The sequence below is a fragment of the Haladaptatus cibarius D43 genome, assembly GCF_000710615.1.
Taxonomy (GTDB): Archaea; Halobacteriota; Halobacteria; order Halobacteriales; family Haladaptataceae; genus Haladaptatus; species Haladaptatus cibarius.
On the sequence record NZ_JDTH01000012.1, the window covers coordinates 110,109 to 126,567 of the forward strand.

Annotated in this window: 8 protein-coding genes and 3 pseudogenes; 8 read left to right on the top strand and 3 right to left on the bottom strand. The window is 53.7% G+C overall.

The genetic code is table 11. The features are described 5' to 3' along the window. The first annotated feature begins 184 nt into the window (after positions 1-184). Positions 185-1,582, top strand: coding sequence for a M14 family zinc carboxypeptidase (locus tag HL45_RS19425; protein WP_049972869.1), 1,398 nt, complete (start codon positions 185-187; stop codon positions 1,580-1,582). 165 nt (positions 1,583-1,747) lie between these two features. Here HL45_RS19425 and dacB read toward each other — a convergent pair whose 3' ends face one another. Further along, a complete protein-coding gene (gene dacB / locus HL45_RS19430) occupies positions 1,748-3,178 on the bottom strand; it encodes a D-alanyl-D-alanine carboxypeptidase/D-alanyl-D-alanine endopeptidase (protein WP_233274865.1) in 1,431 nt (476 codons plus the stop codon). Positions 3,179-3,374: 196 nt separating this feature from the next. On the opposite strand from dacB, the pseudogene HL45_RS20185 reads away from it, so the two are divergent. From HL45_RS20185 to HL45_RS20190, 4 genes and pseudogenes are all read left to right on the top strand, one after another. Then, positions 3,375-3,512: pseudogene (locus HL45_RS20185) on the top strand (IS6 family transposase); the annotation flags it as partial. Positions 3,513-6,269: 2,757 nt separating this feature from the next. Further along, positions 6,270-7,718, top strand: a complete 1,449-nt coding sequence (locus tag HL45_RS19440) for a cytochrome ubiquinol oxidase subunit I (RefSeq protein WP_049972872.1) — start codon at positions 6,270-6,272, stop codon at positions 7,716-7,718. Further along, complete coding sequence (locus HL45_RS19445; RefSeq protein WP_049972873.1) at positions 7,711-8,706, top strand: cytochrome d ubiquinol oxidase subunit II; 996 nt, start codon at positions 7,711-7,713, stop codon at positions 8,704-8,706. The genes HL45_RS19440 and HL45_RS19445 overlap by 8 nt, the downstream gene beginning before the upstream one ends. Positions 8,707-8,752: 46 nt before the next feature. Then, positions 8,753-9,048: pseudogene (locus tag HL45_RS20190) on the top strand (helix-turn-helix domain-containing protein); the annotation flags it as partial. A gap of 459 nt (positions 9,049-9,507) precedes the next feature. On the opposite strand, the pseudogene HL45_RS19450 reads toward HL45_RS20190, so the two are convergent. Beyond that, positions 9,508-9,660, bottom strand: a pseudogene (locus HL45_RS19450) (geranylgeranylglycerol-phosphate geranylgeranyltransferase); the annotation flags it as partial. A 568-nt stretch (positions 9,661-10,228) separates the two neighbouring features. On the opposite strand from HL45_RS19450, the gene HL45_RS19455 reads away from it, so the two are divergent. Then, complete coding sequence (locus tag HL45_RS19455) at positions 10,229-12,424, top strand: DUF2206 domain-containing protein (protein ID WP_158413736.1); 2,196 nt, start codon at positions 10,229-10,231, stop codon at positions 12,422-12,424. 7 nt (positions 12,425-12,431) lie between these two features. Here the strand turns inward: HL45_RS19455 and HL45_RS19460 are convergent, their stop codons facing one another. Next, the gene (locus HL45_RS19460; RefSeq protein ID WP_049972876.1) at positions 12,432-13,817 is read right to left on the bottom strand and encodes a sulfatase-like hydrolase/transferase; all 1,386 of its coding nucleotides are present in this window, start codon (positions 13,815-13,817) and stop codon (positions 12,432-12,434) included. A gap of 157 nt (positions 13,818-13,974) precedes the next feature. On the opposite strand from HL45_RS19460, the gene HL45_RS19465 reads away from it, so the two are divergent. Beyond that, positions 13,975-15,423, top strand: a complete 1,449-nt coding sequence (locus HL45_RS19465; RefSeq protein WP_049972877.1) for an oligosaccharide flippase family protein — start codon at positions 13,975-13,977, stop codon at positions 15,421-15,423. Between the two features lie 121 nt (positions 15,424-15,544). Then, positions 15,545-16,459: glycosyltransferase family 4 protein (locus HL45_RS19470; protein WP_049972878.1), on the top strand; the 915-nt coding region annotated here is incomplete at its 3' end.

Consider the following 16,459-nt stretch of genomic DNA (forward strand, 5'->3'; position numbering starts at 1 on the left):
CAACTGAATGTACTGTCCGTCTAGCGTTCGGCGGCAGAAATCGGATCTAGGCTAAACAACGGGCTGTACTGCTCGACCATACAGTTGTTACTTGCCGCACAAAATTCATTTCACAAGGTTAAATCACCACCCATATTGATTAGATAGTTATCATTATTGTGCAGCTCATGAAATGATATAACATATGAGTGACTCCGAATCAAACCCGGCTCGCACGTTCAAATCGCTCGACGATGCAGTCCCTCGGTATGAATCGTTTCTCACAGTCGACGAACACCGAGAACGCAACCAGGCGCTCGCGCGCAAGCACGATCACGTCACGTACGAGGAACACGGCGAGAGCAAGGGCGGAGAGACGATCTGGACGGTCACTATCGGCACGGGTGACCGAAGTGCACTCTTGTTTGGTGCACCGCACCCAAACGAACCGATCGGCTCAATGACAATCGACTTTCTTATCCACGAACTCGCGACAAACGACGAGCTACGGGCGTCTTTGGACTACGAATTCGTCTGTATGCCGATTGCCGACATAGACGGTGTCCGACTCAATGAAGGGTGGTTTGACGGGCCGTTCACACTTTCAAACTATATCCAGAACTTCTACCGCCCACCACCAGACGAGCAGATCGAAGCAACGTTCCCAGTCGAATATGAGAACTATTCGTTCAATGAGTCGACACCGGCGACCCGTATATTGACAGATCTAATCGAAGCACACCAACCGGATTTCATCTATAGTTTCCACAATCTCGAATTCGGGGGCTGTTACTACTACCTCACAGAGCCTCTCGAACCGCTTCACGACGTCCTTTCATCGCTCCCAGAAGAGTATGGAGTCCCACTCCATCACGGTGAGCCAGAGTGGTTCGAGAACGAAGCGTTTGATGATACCATCTATCGGCTTCGAACCTTCGAAGATCAATATGAGATGGTACACGAGGATAATGATACCGAACCCGAAGAAGTGCTGCTCGGTGGCAATGCCTATGACTACGCCAGCCGGTTCGATGACGATGTCGTTGAGTTCATCGTTGAACTACCGTACTTCTACGACCCACAGATTCAGGACCAGACCGAACTGAATCGCACCCGTGAGGAAGTCATTCGAGAGGGTGTCGAGAGTCGGCGAAGACTCCTCGAAGAGATGGGGAATGTCGTCAAGTCCGTCGGTGAGTACCTGCCGGACACACCGATGGCACGCGAGTCGATGGGTGTCGTCTCATATTTCGAGGATGAAGGTAAGTCAAAAGTTGAATGGGCGGAATCAGCCCCCGAAACGGATGACCCAGCAACGGTTGCCCAGTACGTCGACGAGCGGTTTCTCAGACAGTGTCATCTGTTGAGATATGCTGGGATGTTGTTGCGGTCGATCGATCACACTGCAATGAGTGCTGACGAGGAAACGCACGAGCAACTCATGGACGCAAAGACAGTGCTCGAGGACATATTGCACGACCGAATCAGCGAGATACGGGAGCACCTTGATTACGAGACGATTCCGATTTGGAAACTCGTCGTGATTCAGGCTCGTGTAGGCTTGGTGTGTTTAGACTATCGGCAAAGTACCCCTGATGAATGACTCGATAAAGAAGTAGAACTATACAGAACGAAACTGATCGAAAAGTGTTTTTACACAATTATTATCCACTAGATATTATTTATTGAATATATATCATATGATGAAAGCAATAGTAAAAGCTCATGTCTGGAGTCACAGGAGACGGCTAACGGTGGGAGTTGTCTCTTATTTTTTGGCAAGTGCAGCGACTATATCGTCTTGGTAATTGCGAGCGTCCCCGAGTCCGACCGTTACGTTCGACATGAGAATCGAAAACAAGATGTCCGGTTTCGTCGAGCGGCGAATAGCTCCGGAGAGTGCACGCGTTCCACGAACTGTCCCAGTTTTTGCTTGGACTGGTACGTTAACGTCTTGCAATCGGTATCTAAGTGTGCCTTCACCAGATGTTGGCAGTGATTCGAAGAATACGTCAGACCATGGTTTCTTTTGTGCCCACTCTAGCAGGGAGACGATGTTGTATGCCGAGACGAGGTTGAATTGCGAGAGTCCGGATCCGTCTCTGAAGACGGTGGCGTCGGCCCCCAAACTGTCGAAATACCCGTCGGCTAAGTCAGTCCACGCATCGAACGACCCCTCACCGAGTGCACGATGTGCCGTCCTGAGTGCCAGTTGGTCGGCATCGACATTGTTCGAGTACGTTAGCATCGGGTCGAGCACTTCGTGTAGTGGTTCGGATTCGAGATCGATTTCGAATGCTGGTGTCGTCTCTTTGTTTTCTGTCCGCAGTGCTACATCACCTTTGACAGCGACACCTTCTTGTTCGAGGACGTCTGCAAATACCGCGGCACAATGCTCGTCCGGACGCATCACCGGGGCCAACTCGGTCTCCTTGTAGCCGGGTGGGAGTTCCCCGATGGCGTAGATGGTGTTCGTAACTCGGTCGAGGTAGGTGTAGAAGTAACCGTTTGATTCTGCAGATGTTTTCGAAAGGTACGATTCGACGGACACAAATGCCGATTTTGGTTCAACAGTGAGATTGATTTCCCCGTTGGAGTGCTCGGCTGTGAGTGCCACCTTATTCCAGTTGAGAGCGAGCGTTGAACTCGGTGCTCCGTACGAGTACTGTGGATCTTCCCACGTCCATCCTTCCGGGTAGCCAGGACCGCGAACCGAAAATACCGGGCCGTAGCCGGACGTCTCGAATGTAGTGATGTCCGCGACGAGGTCACCATGGATTGCCTTTATTCCCCGTCCGGAGACCTGCTTTGCTAACGTTTCAAGCTGGGTCTTCGCCAAGACATCGCCGGTTCCGCGAAGGACGAGATTGCCGTGAAATTGTGTGCCAGCTGTAGAGCCTTCTCCGATAACGGTCGTCTTGGAACGTGCGTCCGGTCCAAGATGTTCGAGTGCGAGTGCGGCCGAAAGGAGCTTTGCGTTCGACGCAGGCTTAACGGCTTTATCAGCTTCGTGACTCGCCAGTACTTCACCGCTTGTTCCGAGTTCTTTCGCGTAAACCGAGACGATTCCGCCGGGGAATTTCTCATCTGCTTTCGCAAGCAGAGTATTGATGTTCGTCTCGGGATCTGATTCGTCTGATTCATCGTCGGTTTGGATTGCTGTGGCGGTCTCGCCAAATACTGTTCCAACACCGACCATACCAGTCGCTCCGAGAAATGTCCGTCTGTCTGTGTCCCAGCTCTTCTTCATTTTCGATCATGGATAAATTATTAAAATATAAGTAACTATACCCACTCATGCTAGATAAATAGGGTCAACATCCGAGAAAATATTACATAGGATATCGAGACAGACTGTCTAGTGAGGCCAGTTTGAGAAGCGAACAGGTCGTTGAGTCGACCGCTTCCACACCTCGTGGGTGGGTAGTCGGCAGAGTGTCCACCAATGGCTTGCACTATTTACATACTACTACAACGATCTCAGACCGCCCCAATCACTTGACGGACGAACGCCGGTCGAGGAGGTGCCAAACGGGGCGAAATGCCAGAAATCAGACTGCTTATCTCTCGATTGTACGAAGCAGCCGACCTCGATCAGCGAAATAGACGACAGTTGGCATGCTTAAATTTCAGCCAAGCGGATCGACCCCAGAGTACTGTTTTGCCACGGTCAGAAACGGGTTCGCACCGACTCACGGTATGGACGAGCAATTTCACTCTCGACGGCAAACGTTACCAGTAGATCCACCCAATACCGCCTGACGCGAGCCGAAGCGTGGCTCGCCACGCAGTTTGTCTCTGATGCGCTCAGTCCGGAGGAGCAACAGATCAAAACGATGAACCCCGAACTCGAAGTGTGAATGATAGACATTCGAACGAAGGGGACAGAAGTTGGCTAGGTCGAATCGTTATGCATGTCTCTGCGTCATTCCGGATCGAGATAGGTTCAACTTCAGTCGTGCATTAGAAACCCATTGCCCGACGTCAGATGAGGTTGGGAATCAGCGCTCCATCCACACACGAACTGCACACAGATCGATTCGGGGGTTCCGGGATGGTTGCACTTCTGCTTAGAGAAGAATGGAGAAGTATATCACACACCACCACTTCCAGTGTAACCGCCCGGTGGAAGTGCTCTATCCACCATTGCCAGCACCTTGTCCACTCATAAATCATATAATGCAATATCAAACGATCCGCTATATCGGTCGTGAACATCAAAATTGACGTATCGCAGTGGTAATTTACAAACCAAATCATCAACTGAATCGTACGCCTCGTGCGAGAACCAAGCTGCAGCGACAGTCCAGATATCCTCTCCGAGTGCGCCAAGAGAACTGCGATCGTACAGTAATATCGTATCGTAGGCTGGCCAGTGGTTCCGTGAGGTGGTCGCGATCGTTTGAAAGACACTGCGCCGAGACCGAGGCGTAGACGCTGTTAGTCGGCCGAAGTGGGAGATCAACGATGTTTATTGGGTAATATGTGATAAAACAATTATATATAAATGTTCGTTTCAGCAGTGTAAGGATTGTGAACGCCCCTTCCGTGCATTGAGAACACCTTTCCCAGCTTTTGTTCAAGCCTGGAAGATGAGACTACACCCAGTATAGAGAACCCAAGATGCACGATATTAGCCAATCAACCTTTCTGCAGCGCTTCAAACGGAACCTCGGAACCGTTTCTAATTCCTATTCTAACCCAATTGTCACAGAATAACTGTTCGACTCAGAACTGTGACTCATCCACCGGGATTCATTGTATCGTACCGCAGTTTTAGCCGATTTCTGTCTGCTTCAGCAGCGTGAGAACCATGTTTGCTGTTATAAGTTTCTTTAATCTTCGTTGGGCCTTAAATAGTGTTGGACAATAATGCTGTGTATGGAGTATCGCACACGGTCGCGTATTCGTATCCTTATCGGTCTTGTTGTAGCTCTCCCTATATTTACCAACTATTGGTTCGGTTGGCCAGAGATTAAACCATATCTCGAAATAGTAATAGTAATGATAACTGCCTTACTTTTAGTTTCAGGATGGGCGTACTACGATTTCTTCACCCAGATAAACTCGTAAAACATGTAGATTGTGCCCTCCACATTGTGAATGAATGCATTGAGAAGACCACTTTCAACTATTGCAGGCGAGTGGAAGTTGAGACTACACAGGGCATAGCCGGGTGTGATGCATGATCTCATCCGAATTGATGACCGAAACTTCTTCAAATTGACTCTCCCGTGGAGATAACCGTTAGGCGATTCACGGGGAGCCGGAATATCAGCTCTATCAGCCTGTATCAGGACGGTTCTGATCATCATCGTGATATTCTCTCTAAGATCGGGCGTAAACCGTTGATGCCAGGTTCGGCACAATGTCGACTGGACGGGTACGTTCTCGAAATCAAGTTGATCGCAAAGTAACGGATGCTGATCGAGATATTCGACAAGCGGCTATCATACACCCAGCCGTGGAGTTCTGTCAGCAAGGACACTCGCACCAGCGATTCCATCTCGTAGTCCGATGATCCGGTGTAACAATTGTAGATCTCGAAATCGACAGTAGCTGTTCTTGATAGCGACCTAGAGCCTACATCTAGCAGTCATTCCGGCTGAGTATGATCCCGAACAGTAAGGATACCCTGTCCAACTAGCGCAATTCCACTTGGAAAACAAACCAGGATAAGAAAAACGGTCGGTCGAAATACTGGAAATAGAAGACACGCAATTCCCACAATCATTGACCCAACCCCAGTGACAAGACGCCAGTATTCCGAGAAAAATCGGCTATTGATACGATCACCTACTGGACCAGCCATTAGCAAAACCGAGCCAAACACAACTAAGAAACCACTAATTGATGCTATAGATGGCCCCTCTGTGGCAGGTCTCCCAAAATAACAGTGCTCCACCGATAATAAACATCAGCGCCCCAAATCCAAAGCTGCCACGCTGGGTATATGGACCACCGAACAGCAATTGTGTCGTTGGCTGAACCATATTCAGATATTATTACCAGACAATGAAAATCGTGCATATATCACAGCAGCTTTCCTGTCAGCAAGAAAATTCTCCTTCCATGTGACTGATTTCCTCGCCATAATATCGGTTATCGTCGCCTTTACACGGCCAATTCCGTTGATTTAGAGTTTGTCAAACTGAAGTTGACATATAGAAAAAGAATTTTCCCGAAGTGTACAAAAAGTACGGATATAGTAATCAAAGCTGTTGTGGTGAATGCTCCAAAGTGGGAACCGGGGGGCTACTCATAAGCTATTGTGCCGTAGCGTAAAGTGAATGGGTCCAATCACACTACTGAGTGCCGTCGGCCCAGTATGGGCGGCGTTCCTCTCTCCGGAACTCGCGAGTCGCATGCAGTTCGGATGGACGATCTCCGTTCACATCATCTTCGCGTCCCTTTCGATCGGGCTCGCACCGTTTATTATCTACTTCACTTGGAAAGACGTGCGGACGAACGAGCAGCGATATGCGCGATTGCGCTCGTTCTGGGTGAAGGTTTTCGCCGCCGGCTTCGTGATGGGTACAGTCACCGGGATTCCGATGAGCTTCCAGTTCGGCACAAACTTCCCACAGTTCGCCGAGGTAGCCGGTGAACTGATCGGCGGCCCGCTGGCCTTCGAAGCGAAGATGGCGTTCTTCTTAGAGGCCGTCTTCCTCGGCGTGTTGCTGTACGGCCGCGACCGCGTTGAGAACCGAACATACGTCATCTCGTCGGTACTCGTCGGCTTCGGCGCCTGGCTATCGGGGTTCTGGATCCTGATCGTCAACGCTTGGATGCAGACCCCACGAGGGTACGAGATGGTCACCCGCAACGGGATGGAGGTCGCCAAACTAACCGATCCGTTCGCCGCGTTCCTCACCCCGCGAATGCCCTGGATGTACGTCCATATGATGAACGCGTCGGTAATCTCGGTCGCACTACTGGTCGCGGGCGTCTCGGCGTACATCGTATGGAAAAAGCCCGACACTGAAGCCTGGAACACCGCACTCAAGCTGGCTGTCGTACTCTTGATCGTCTCCGCACCATTCCAGGCAGTCCACGGCGACGCCTACGGCCGCCACGTCGAGGACACCCAGCCACAGAAGTTTGCCGCGATGGAGGCTCATTACGAGACAGGGCAGGCCGACCTACACCTGCTCGCGTTTCCGAAGTCACCCGGGGCACTCACCGACCCGCGATCCGAGAACCTCGTCACCGTGAGCCTCCCCGCAGTTGGGTCTTTCCTCGCCAGTGGTGGGGACTTCGACGCCGAGGTCATCGGACTGAACGAGTACGAGGAGAACCCCCCCGTAGCACTCGTGTTCTGGTCGTTCCGTTTCATGGTCGGGCTCGGGTTCTTGTTTATCGGGCTGGCACTGTGGGGTGGGTACCTCACGTACCGCGGGCGGCTATCTGACAGCACACGCTACCTGAAGGCGATGATCGCTGCATCGCCGCTCGGTTACGCCGCGTTGCTCACCGGCTGGTACGTCACCGAGATCGGCCGCCAACCGTGGGTCATCCAAGACGAACTCAGAACCAGCGAGGCGGTCTCCTCGACACTAACCGGGGCAGAGGCGACACTGACTCTGGTCGGGTTCGTCGTCATCTACGTCGGGTTGGTGCTGACAGCCCTATACGTCCTAAAGTGGCTAGTCCGGGAGGAACTCCAAGCGCTCGGTGTCAGAGAGTCGAATGAGGGTCGCTGGCACGGTCCGATCCCGGGAGTGAGCGACGATGACTGACTCGTTGTTGCCCGTCGACGCCTACCTCGTCGAGTCGCTGCCGGAGGTATGGTTCGGCGCCGTGCTGTTCGCACTGGGGATGTACGTCGTCCTCGACGGATTCGACTTCGGCATCGGAATGCTGTACGCGACTCGGACGGACGAACACGAGCGGGAGACGTTTCTGTCGGCGTTCGGCCCTGTCTGGGATGCCAACGAGGTGTGGCTCGTCGCCTTCGGGACGATGCTGCTGGCGGCGTTCCCGCGGGTGTACTCCCGCCTCCTCGCGGACAACTATCTGCTCGCGATTGGAGTCGTCCTCTCATTGGTGTTCCGTGGACTCGGCCCGGAACTTCGCGAGCAGCGCGACGATGAGCGGTGGAAGCGCTACGCGGACTACGCCTTCATCGGGGGCAGCGTGTTCGCGCCGCTGCTGTTCGGAATGCTCGCCGGTCGCTGGCTGTTCGGCGGGGCGACGCTGCCTGTTGTGCTGACTGGTGTCGGCTTGGTCGCCGTCTCGGTCGTCACAGGTGCGGCGTTCCTCGCGGCCAAAACCGAGCCCGTCCTGGCGTCAGAACTGCGTACGTACGGCATCGGTGCAACACTGGCATACCTCGGTGGGGTTGTCGTACTGCTGGGAACTGTTGTCCTGACCGACGCGGGTGGCGCTGCCGACACAGTGCTCTCGCTTCCCGTGGCTGCAGTCGTCGCCCTCTCGATCGCCGTGGGGCTGTGTGGGAGCGTGCTGGCCAGACGCGGCCAATACCGGGCCTGGCTGGCAAGCGCGCTGGCGCTGCCCACACTGTTGACGATCTTGGTCGCGATTCTGCTGTACCCGACGATCTATCCGCCGACCGGGCTGCTGGTTAGAGAAGCGGTCGTGTCGCCGCTAGCGCTGAATCTCGTGACCGTCCTCGGGTTCCCAGTCCTGGTGCTGGTGCTGTGGTACTTCAAGTTCCTCTACGGCGTGTTTAGCGGCCCAATCGAGGGTGAGGGCTACGGGGGGTAACCCCACCGACCTCTCGTCGTTCCGTTCTCTGCTCAGTACTGATGACTCTCCGATCGGCGATGTGTACGATATGATGGAATCACATCTTCGCGATGGTGTATCACTCTCGGTGTCGCAATCATCAGTGCTGTCAACTGGAACGCGACAGAGCGTGTCGTCACGAATTTTTTCGCCGGAACACTGGAAGGTACTGAAAGCGGCGGTCAATCACGGCTACTACGAGCGGTCCTGGGAAGTCTCCGATCTGGCGTCAATACTCGACGAACCCCGTTCGACGGTTCAGTATCGGCTTCGGACTGCCGAGGACCGCATGTGTCGCAGTTTGTCGAGCAGACACTCTAGCTGGGGCCATCGAAGAAACATAGTTCCATATGCATTGAGAACGCCAGCCTCAGCTTCTGAGCCAGACGCCGGAACCCTCAATGAGAAAAACGACCGAATCATAGAACTACTAGCCGATAACGAGTGAGGCAACCCACTGGCATGGCTCCTTGACCGATAGCTGCCTACACAGAGACGCCCTCAAACACATGAACGCGGCTGAGCTCGGCAAATCGCAATAGGGAAGACAATTCACACCCGTTGTGACCGGGTACAAAGGCAAAACCACGAGGGAGCTGTAACATACAGTTACACTACTTCTGAATAAAGTGAGCTTCTTCCGTAGTTGTGGCTCGAACAAGAGGCGTCAAAGACGTGAGGAACCGCCCCAAGCCGCAACCAGAGGCAGTCTACACGTCACGTCTCGTCCAACGCGTCAACGTTTTTTGTTTTCTCGGCGTTCTCACACCCCACTACCGTCACGCCAAACGTGCCGAGCACGTATGGGACGGGACTTGCGACTACCGCGACGAGTAACACCGCTGTTGCCATCGTAAGGGCTGGTCGCTCTCCGATTGCAATGGGGAGTGTATTCAACCCTCCTTCTCGGTCGCCTGCAAGGTCCTCGACGTTCATTTCACTCAAGGGAGGCGAGCGATACATCGCACCACCCACAAACACTGTCGGGCCTTCGATGTCTTCGACTCTGTAGTCACCGATTGGTCTTAGTGAAAACTGTGTCCGCATCAATCACGAATGATATTTCGATATCGGCGTCACTACACACGGGTGAAAATCAGATAAAACGGAGTTATTCAACCTTTTCGTCGTACTCTTCCCACAGCGAATCGAGGTCTCTTCCCGTCTCTTCAGCGATGTGGCGCAATAACTGCGCTTTGTTTTCGAATCGCTGTAGTTGACCCTCCGTCCTCATAGTCGGTGATTCGGGAGTTCTGCATGCACTGTTTCAGGGATGAGTAACTCGTCAATTGCCGTCAACAAGTCAAGTGCGTCGAAAACGTTCGATTTTCCGGCATCATGACAGAATTATTTTAAATTTACACGAACTGAATTTTCATCATATTTTATTGAGTCCTAATTATATTTGTAACAATATTTACTTGCGACGAACGCATACAAAGCGGATACACGATGAAAGAACGACCAAATGTTTCAGCGAGTCCGTTACGAGGTAAGTGACGTGAGTACCCACGTCGAGCAAAAACGACCGGGACGATTGGGTGGCACCCACCTTTCATTGACAGTCGGGTTTCTGACCACTGGGATTTGTTTGGTCGCGCTTACGTTCTTCCCTGTCACAAATCCACTGCTGTCGATAGCCCGAATCGGATTGGGGTTGCTGTACCTCGGTCTCCTTCCGGGATACGTACTGCTTCGACTCTTCGACGCGAAGTTCACCCCGCTTCAGTCGGCCATCTATGGTGTCGGAGTGAGTTTGGTGTACGACGTGGCCGTCGCACTCGCCGTCAACTTCCTTCTCCGAGCAGTCGGCGTTTCGCGGCCACTCGACCCGATACCGATAGTGACGGTACTCGTCGCGAGCGTGTTCGTATTGTATTTCGTCGCGCTACGGCGGGGTTCGTCAGCGCTCCTTCGTCCGTCTATCGTCCCGCTATCCGGGCGCGAATTGCGGGCCGCCATGCTGTTCGTTCCGCTTCCAATAGCATCCGTTATAATCACCTACGTGACAAACTCCAGTGGCCCCACGCCACTCATGATTGTTTTGCTGTGTCTCTTTTCGCTCGTCCCGGTCGTTCAGAGTGCCGAAATCGTTCCGGAGCGTGTCAGACCGCTTTCTATTTACTGCATCTCCGTCGCAGTCCTGTATCACACGACGCTCGTTTCGCCTCACCTCTGGGGTTGGGACATTCACGCCGAATATCACTCCGCACGACTCATCCAGCAGGCCGGTTTCTTTGATCTGAGCGTCACGACGGAAACGATACCGTTGCTCATCATCACTCTCCTTTCGGGACTCTTTTCGAACATCACGCAACTCCCTCTCGTAACCGTCTTCAAGGGAATCTATCCTCTGTTGTTCTCGATACTTCCGCTATCGATATACTATCTTTCGCTCCGACAGTTCGAAAGCGACCTCGTTGCGGTCATCGCTCCGTTTGTTCCCATGTTCTTCTACGGGTTTTTCAAAGTGATTCCCGACAAACAGGCGTTCGGCGAACTCTACTTGCTACTGTTCCTGACGGCCGCGCTGGATACGAAGTTGCGAGTTCGCCACCGACACATCCTCAGCACGACCTTCATCGTCGGTCTCGTCCTGTCCCACTACGCGGTGAGTCTGATAGCAATTGCCCTCCTCGTTGGGACGCAGTTCGTCTTTGCGTTCGGGTCGATAACGAACCTCCTCCCGAATCGAAGAAAGAGCAATCTCGTTCGGTTCCGAACGCTGGCCTTTCTCGTCGTCTGTTGGTTGGTCTGGTTTTCGATAGCCGCCGACGGTATCACCGTCCAGCGAGTTGAGACGACGCTGTACACCTCTATCTCGCACATTGTTGGCGGATACTCGTCGAACAGAACCGGCGCAGGGTACGCAACTCGGTCGTACAGGTCGGCGTACTGGATAGTATACGTGCTCCTGTCGGCGGCGGCGGTCGGGTTCGTCGGGACGGGGATACTGAAAACGCTGATCGAGTTTCTCCAAAAGAACTCGCCGACGACTCACCAAGACTATGCTATCTTGTCAGTGGGCGTGTTCGGATTGCTATGTAGTTCCGTCTTCGTGACGTTTTCGCTCGGGTTCGACCGCATCCTCAACATCGCGCTCGTCATTATCGCACCATTCGCAGTGTACGGGTTGCTCTCGATAACGGAGACGCTTGACGACTGGCTATCGCGGCTTCACTCGCCTCTTCGGATTCGCCCGGCTGCACCGCAGATATTCGCCGTCTTTCTCGCCCTCCTGTTCGTCTTTAGTTCGGGGGCCGCCTTCGCCATCGGAAACGAGGACGTCCCGAGGTACGGCATCGCCCTTAGCGACGACGTCGATTGGCCGACGTACCCCGAAAACGAAGTGGCCGCGACGCGATGGCTGGACTCGAACCGAGAACCGTCCCGGTCAGTCGGGGTCCTCAACCGGCGAAAATACATCGACAGCCGCGACGGGTTACTCGTCGGCGAGATTCAGTATCGCCACGACATCGAACCGATTTTTCCGCAGTTTGCCGTCGTTAAAAACGACACCTATCTCTATGTGAGTAGCCGACCGCTCTGGAAAGAGCGAGGGGACGGATTCGAGTCGTTACGGCAGACGACGTTTTATCGTGCGACGAACGACAACATGTCGAAAATTTACAGCAGTCGAACCTCCGAAATCTACGTCGTAGACGCGGGGGATTATTCAAACGAATCCACCCAGTAGTCGTTGGTCACATGTAGCCCAAATCCTCCAACCGCGCGGCGGTCGCCTCATCGACTTCGGTCGTCGCTTCCGTCCGTTCGGCTTCGGAAACGGCGTCGTCGAGCGGAACGTCGAACCCGTCCCGTATCCATGCCGGAACGGTAACCGGTTCGGAGCGTTTTCGTTGCTGGTTTGGTTTCCGTCTTGGAACGGTGAACTGACGCTCGTTTCCGAGCGAATCCCACTCGTACTTTGTTTCGTCGCCGTAGGCGCATCGTATCGCCCGGTTCCAGTAGCCTTCGTCTTTCGACGGTTGCGGCCCGGGGGACATCCCCAGCACTTCGGCGAAGACGTGCTCGGAGGTCGGAACGTCGTCCATGCCCCGAGCCAAATTTTCGATGAGAGTTGGCAGTTGGAGGTGGGAGACGTATTCGGAAATCGTCGCGGAGCGGTCGGTGTTGATTATCTCTAGCGGGACGTGCAACAGTCCTTCGGAGAGGCTACTCGTGTGACCGAACAGTTCATCGTCGGCGTTGTCACCGAGATTTTCACCGTGGTCGGCGGTGACGATGATGGTGGTTTCGGTGTCCGCCAGCGAGTCCGCGAGCGACGCTATTAGTCGATCAAGGTAGTCGATGTTTGCGGCGTACAGCCCTCGAAGTCGGGACACGTGGTCGTCGTATTCGTCCCGATCGTAGGTCAACTCCCAGCGGTCTGCATTCGCCGTCGTCCACGAACTCGGCGCGCCGTGGATGGATTTGTCCAGTCCCCAGATATGGCCGAACGGTTCGTGACTCTCCATGAAGTTAGCAAAGACGAATGTCGGGTTGGTTGCGTCTGTTAACGTCTCCCGAATCTCGCGAACCATCAGTTTCGCACCGTCATCGACCGGGTCCGGGACGGGTCGTTCCATCGCAAGTTGCTTCAGCTGCGCGAGCGCGCCGTTGGCGAGGCTCTTTATCGGATAGTCGTTCTCAATCGTCCGTTTCACGTAATCGATGTAGAGGTCAAGTCCTTCCCTGTCCGATTCGTGAAAGTAGTTGACCGCGTTCAGCGCTTCGGGATACTTTTGATACCGCGGCACTTCGACGAAGGAGTCAAACAGTGAGTCGAAACAGTACGCCGGGCTGGCGTACATGTTCGCACTGTATCCGACCGTGTGATAGTCCTGAAGCGAATCGCAGATGGTTTCGTGTTCCGCGAGCGACCCCATGTCTCGATTGTAGGTGTTGACGCCGTGTTGGTGCGGAAGCAGTCCCGTAAACATGCTCGCGTGACTCGGCGCACTCCACGAACTCGCGGCCCGGCACTCGTCGAACGAACAGTCCGAGCGTTCCCTGATTCGAACCGCGTACTCGTCGAAGAAATCCTTTCGAACCGAATCCAGCACTAGCAAAACGACATTTCGTCCCATTCTTACTCTAAAGTATATTTGTAACTACTTGGGGATTTCTACAATTTATTATATAGTTATAAAATATAATTGTATGTTTATAATAGACATATTCGATAGATACAATTTTTTAGAAAATAAACAGTGTTTAATTACCTTTCGGGATAAGTTGTTCGTAGTGAAAAACAGTATCACTTCGCTCGCATCGATCGCCTTTGTCGGGAAATTACTCCGCCGATTCGGGGAATACGGATTGTTGATCCTCATTGCACAGGAACTCGGTGCGGCCGCACTCGGTGTCTACTCCCTCGCGCTAGTGTTTCTCGAAATCGGCGGACGAACGTCGCAACTCGGCATGAACGTGGCCGTTCAGAAGTTCATCCCGTCGTTCATCGCTGACGACGACCACGACCGACTGTTCGGACTCAGCCTCTTGGCTATTGCTACGCCCCTCGTCGTCGGAACGCTCGTCGCGGGGACGCTGTATCTCCTGTTTCCGTGGATAGTCACCAAGCTCGATACGAGCGGCGGCAACGTGATTCGAATCTTCCTCTTCGGTATTCCGTTGTTCGCGCTGATTCACGTCATCGAGGCGGCTACGAGGGGGTTCAAGGAGACGAAATACGCGGTGTATATCCGAGACGTGGGATACGCCGGATTCGCCCTCCTCGTTGGCGGCACCGCGATACTGGTACGTCAGACATTGTATTCGTTCGCGCTCGGCTATCTCCTCGCGCTCGCTCTGAGCGCGTGTCTCGGCCTGTACTACCTCTATCGTCTGCTCCCGTCCGTTCGGTCGTCTTCCCCGATGTTCGAGAGTCGAACCGTCTACCGATATTCGACGACCGTCATGTTCGCCGGGATCGCGCACTACGTGATGGTTTGGACCGACGTTCTCGTCATTGGTTGGTTCGAATCCGACGCCGCCGTCGGGCACTACGAAGCGGCGTATCAGACCGCGATCCTCCTCTCGTTCGCTCTCTTGTCGGTGAACGCTGTTTTTCCAAGCGTCGCGTCCGACCTCTATCAGCGGGACTCACTCGACGTGTTGGAACGAACGTACCAGTCGGTCGTGAAATGGATTGCGAGCCTGACGTTTCTCGCTGCGGTGTTTATGAGCATCTACGCGCAAGAAATTCTATCGATTTTCGGAACGTCGTTCGAGTCGGCGACGCGGATACTGCTCATGCTTCTCGTAGGGCGCGTCATCCTCTCCGCAATGGGGCCGTGTGGCTACCTGCTTTCCATGGCCGGGCAGGAGCGACTGGAAACGGCCAACGTCATCGCCGTAAGCGTCCTCAATCTATGTCTCAACGTGGTCGGGGTCGCACGCTACGGCATCATGGGTGCCGCGGTTGCAACCACGTTCTCCGTCTCCGTGCTGAACCTGCTTCGCGTGTTCGAACTCCATTTCCTGCTGGACATGAAACCCGTTTCCAAGGATTCCGTATACGGCCTCCCGGTCATCGTTGTCGGCGCGGCGACGATGCTTTTTCTCAGCGGCACGTTCGACAATTCGATCTTCGATATGATCGTCACCGGCACCGTCTCGGGTGTCGTCTGTCTCGTCGTCTGCTGGAAGGTCGCTTTCACGTCGAACGATAGGACACTCCTCGATTCGGTCTGACACGTCGAACGCGAAAACGTGACGAAATGTTTCGACTAGTAAAATTTTGAAACTTTCTTTTCCCATCGTAAATTCTATACACTTAAAAAAGTGTTAAATGTTGCTCGGCGGATATTCAGATATGGAGATCGTGTACGTAGTCGCCTCTAACAAAGGTGGGCTTCCGCACTACGCCGCCGAGTTGGCGAACGCCGTCTCGAAGGACGCCGATGTAACGGTCATCAAACCGTCGGAGGAAGTCGATGACGAGTTGTTCGACAGTTCTATTCGACTGGTCAACGCGTTCGACCCGACCGAACTCTCGGTCGTCAACCTCTACAACTTTGACTTTCACCTTCAAAAGAACCTCTCTGGAATGGCGTCGTACAACCACGTCAAAGCAATCGAGTGGTTAGACCCCGACGTCGTCCACATCCCGACGGGATTGTTCCCCCATGTGAAACTCTTTCTCTGGTATCACGGAATCGTTGGCGAGTATCCGACAGTCGTCACCAGACACGAACTGCTCTCGGCGAACCCGTCGCTCAATGAATACCTTCGGTTTCCGGTGCTCGCACAGAACGCGCTCAACTTCTTGCTCCCCGAACTGTCGGTCGACCAGACCGTCGTTCACACGAAAGAGAACAAGCGGACGCTCCAGAAAAAAGGTGTCTCGGGCGACAATGTGTCCGTGATTCCGCACGGCGCGTACGACATGTTCACCAAGTACGAGTACGAGGAACGACCGACTGAGGACAACAGCGTCCTCTTTTTCGGCAACATCGTCCCGCACAAAGCGGTGGACACCTTGGTCGATGCCGTCCTTCGGGCGAGGCACGAAATACCCAACATCAAGCTCATCATCGCTGGTGACGGGACAATACCGCCACAGACGCAACGTCGAATCGAGAACAATCCGGAGCAGTTCGAGGTTCACAACGAGTTCATCCCGAACGAGACGGTCGGTGAACTCTTCTCTCGAACGAGTATCGCCGCGATGCCGTACAAAGACCAAGGGGGAAACAAGGGACACAGCGGAACGCTCACCATCGCGTAC

Excerpts from the sequence above, each read along its gene's own strand:
- HL45_RS19425 (WP_049972869.1), top strand. The coding sequence starts at position 185 with ATGAGTGACTCCGAATCAAACCCGGCTCGCACGTTCAAATCGCTCGAC.
- dacB (WP_233274865.1), bottom strand. The coding sequence starts at position 3,178 with ATGGTCGGTGTTGGAACAGTATTTGGCGAGACCGCCACAGCAATCCAA.
- HL45_RS19440 (WP_049972872.1), top strand. The coding sequence starts at position 6,270 with ATGGGTCCAATCACACTACTGAGTGCCGTCGGCCCAGTATGGGCGGCG.
- HL45_RS19445 (WP_049972873.1), top strand. The coding sequence starts at position 7,711 with ATGACTGACTCGTTGTTGCCCGTCGACGCCTACCTCGTCGAGTCGCTG.
- HL45_RS19460 (WP_049972876.1), bottom strand. The coding sequence starts at position 13,817 with ATGGGACGAAATGTCGTTTTGCTAGTGCTGGATTCGGTTCGAAAGGAT.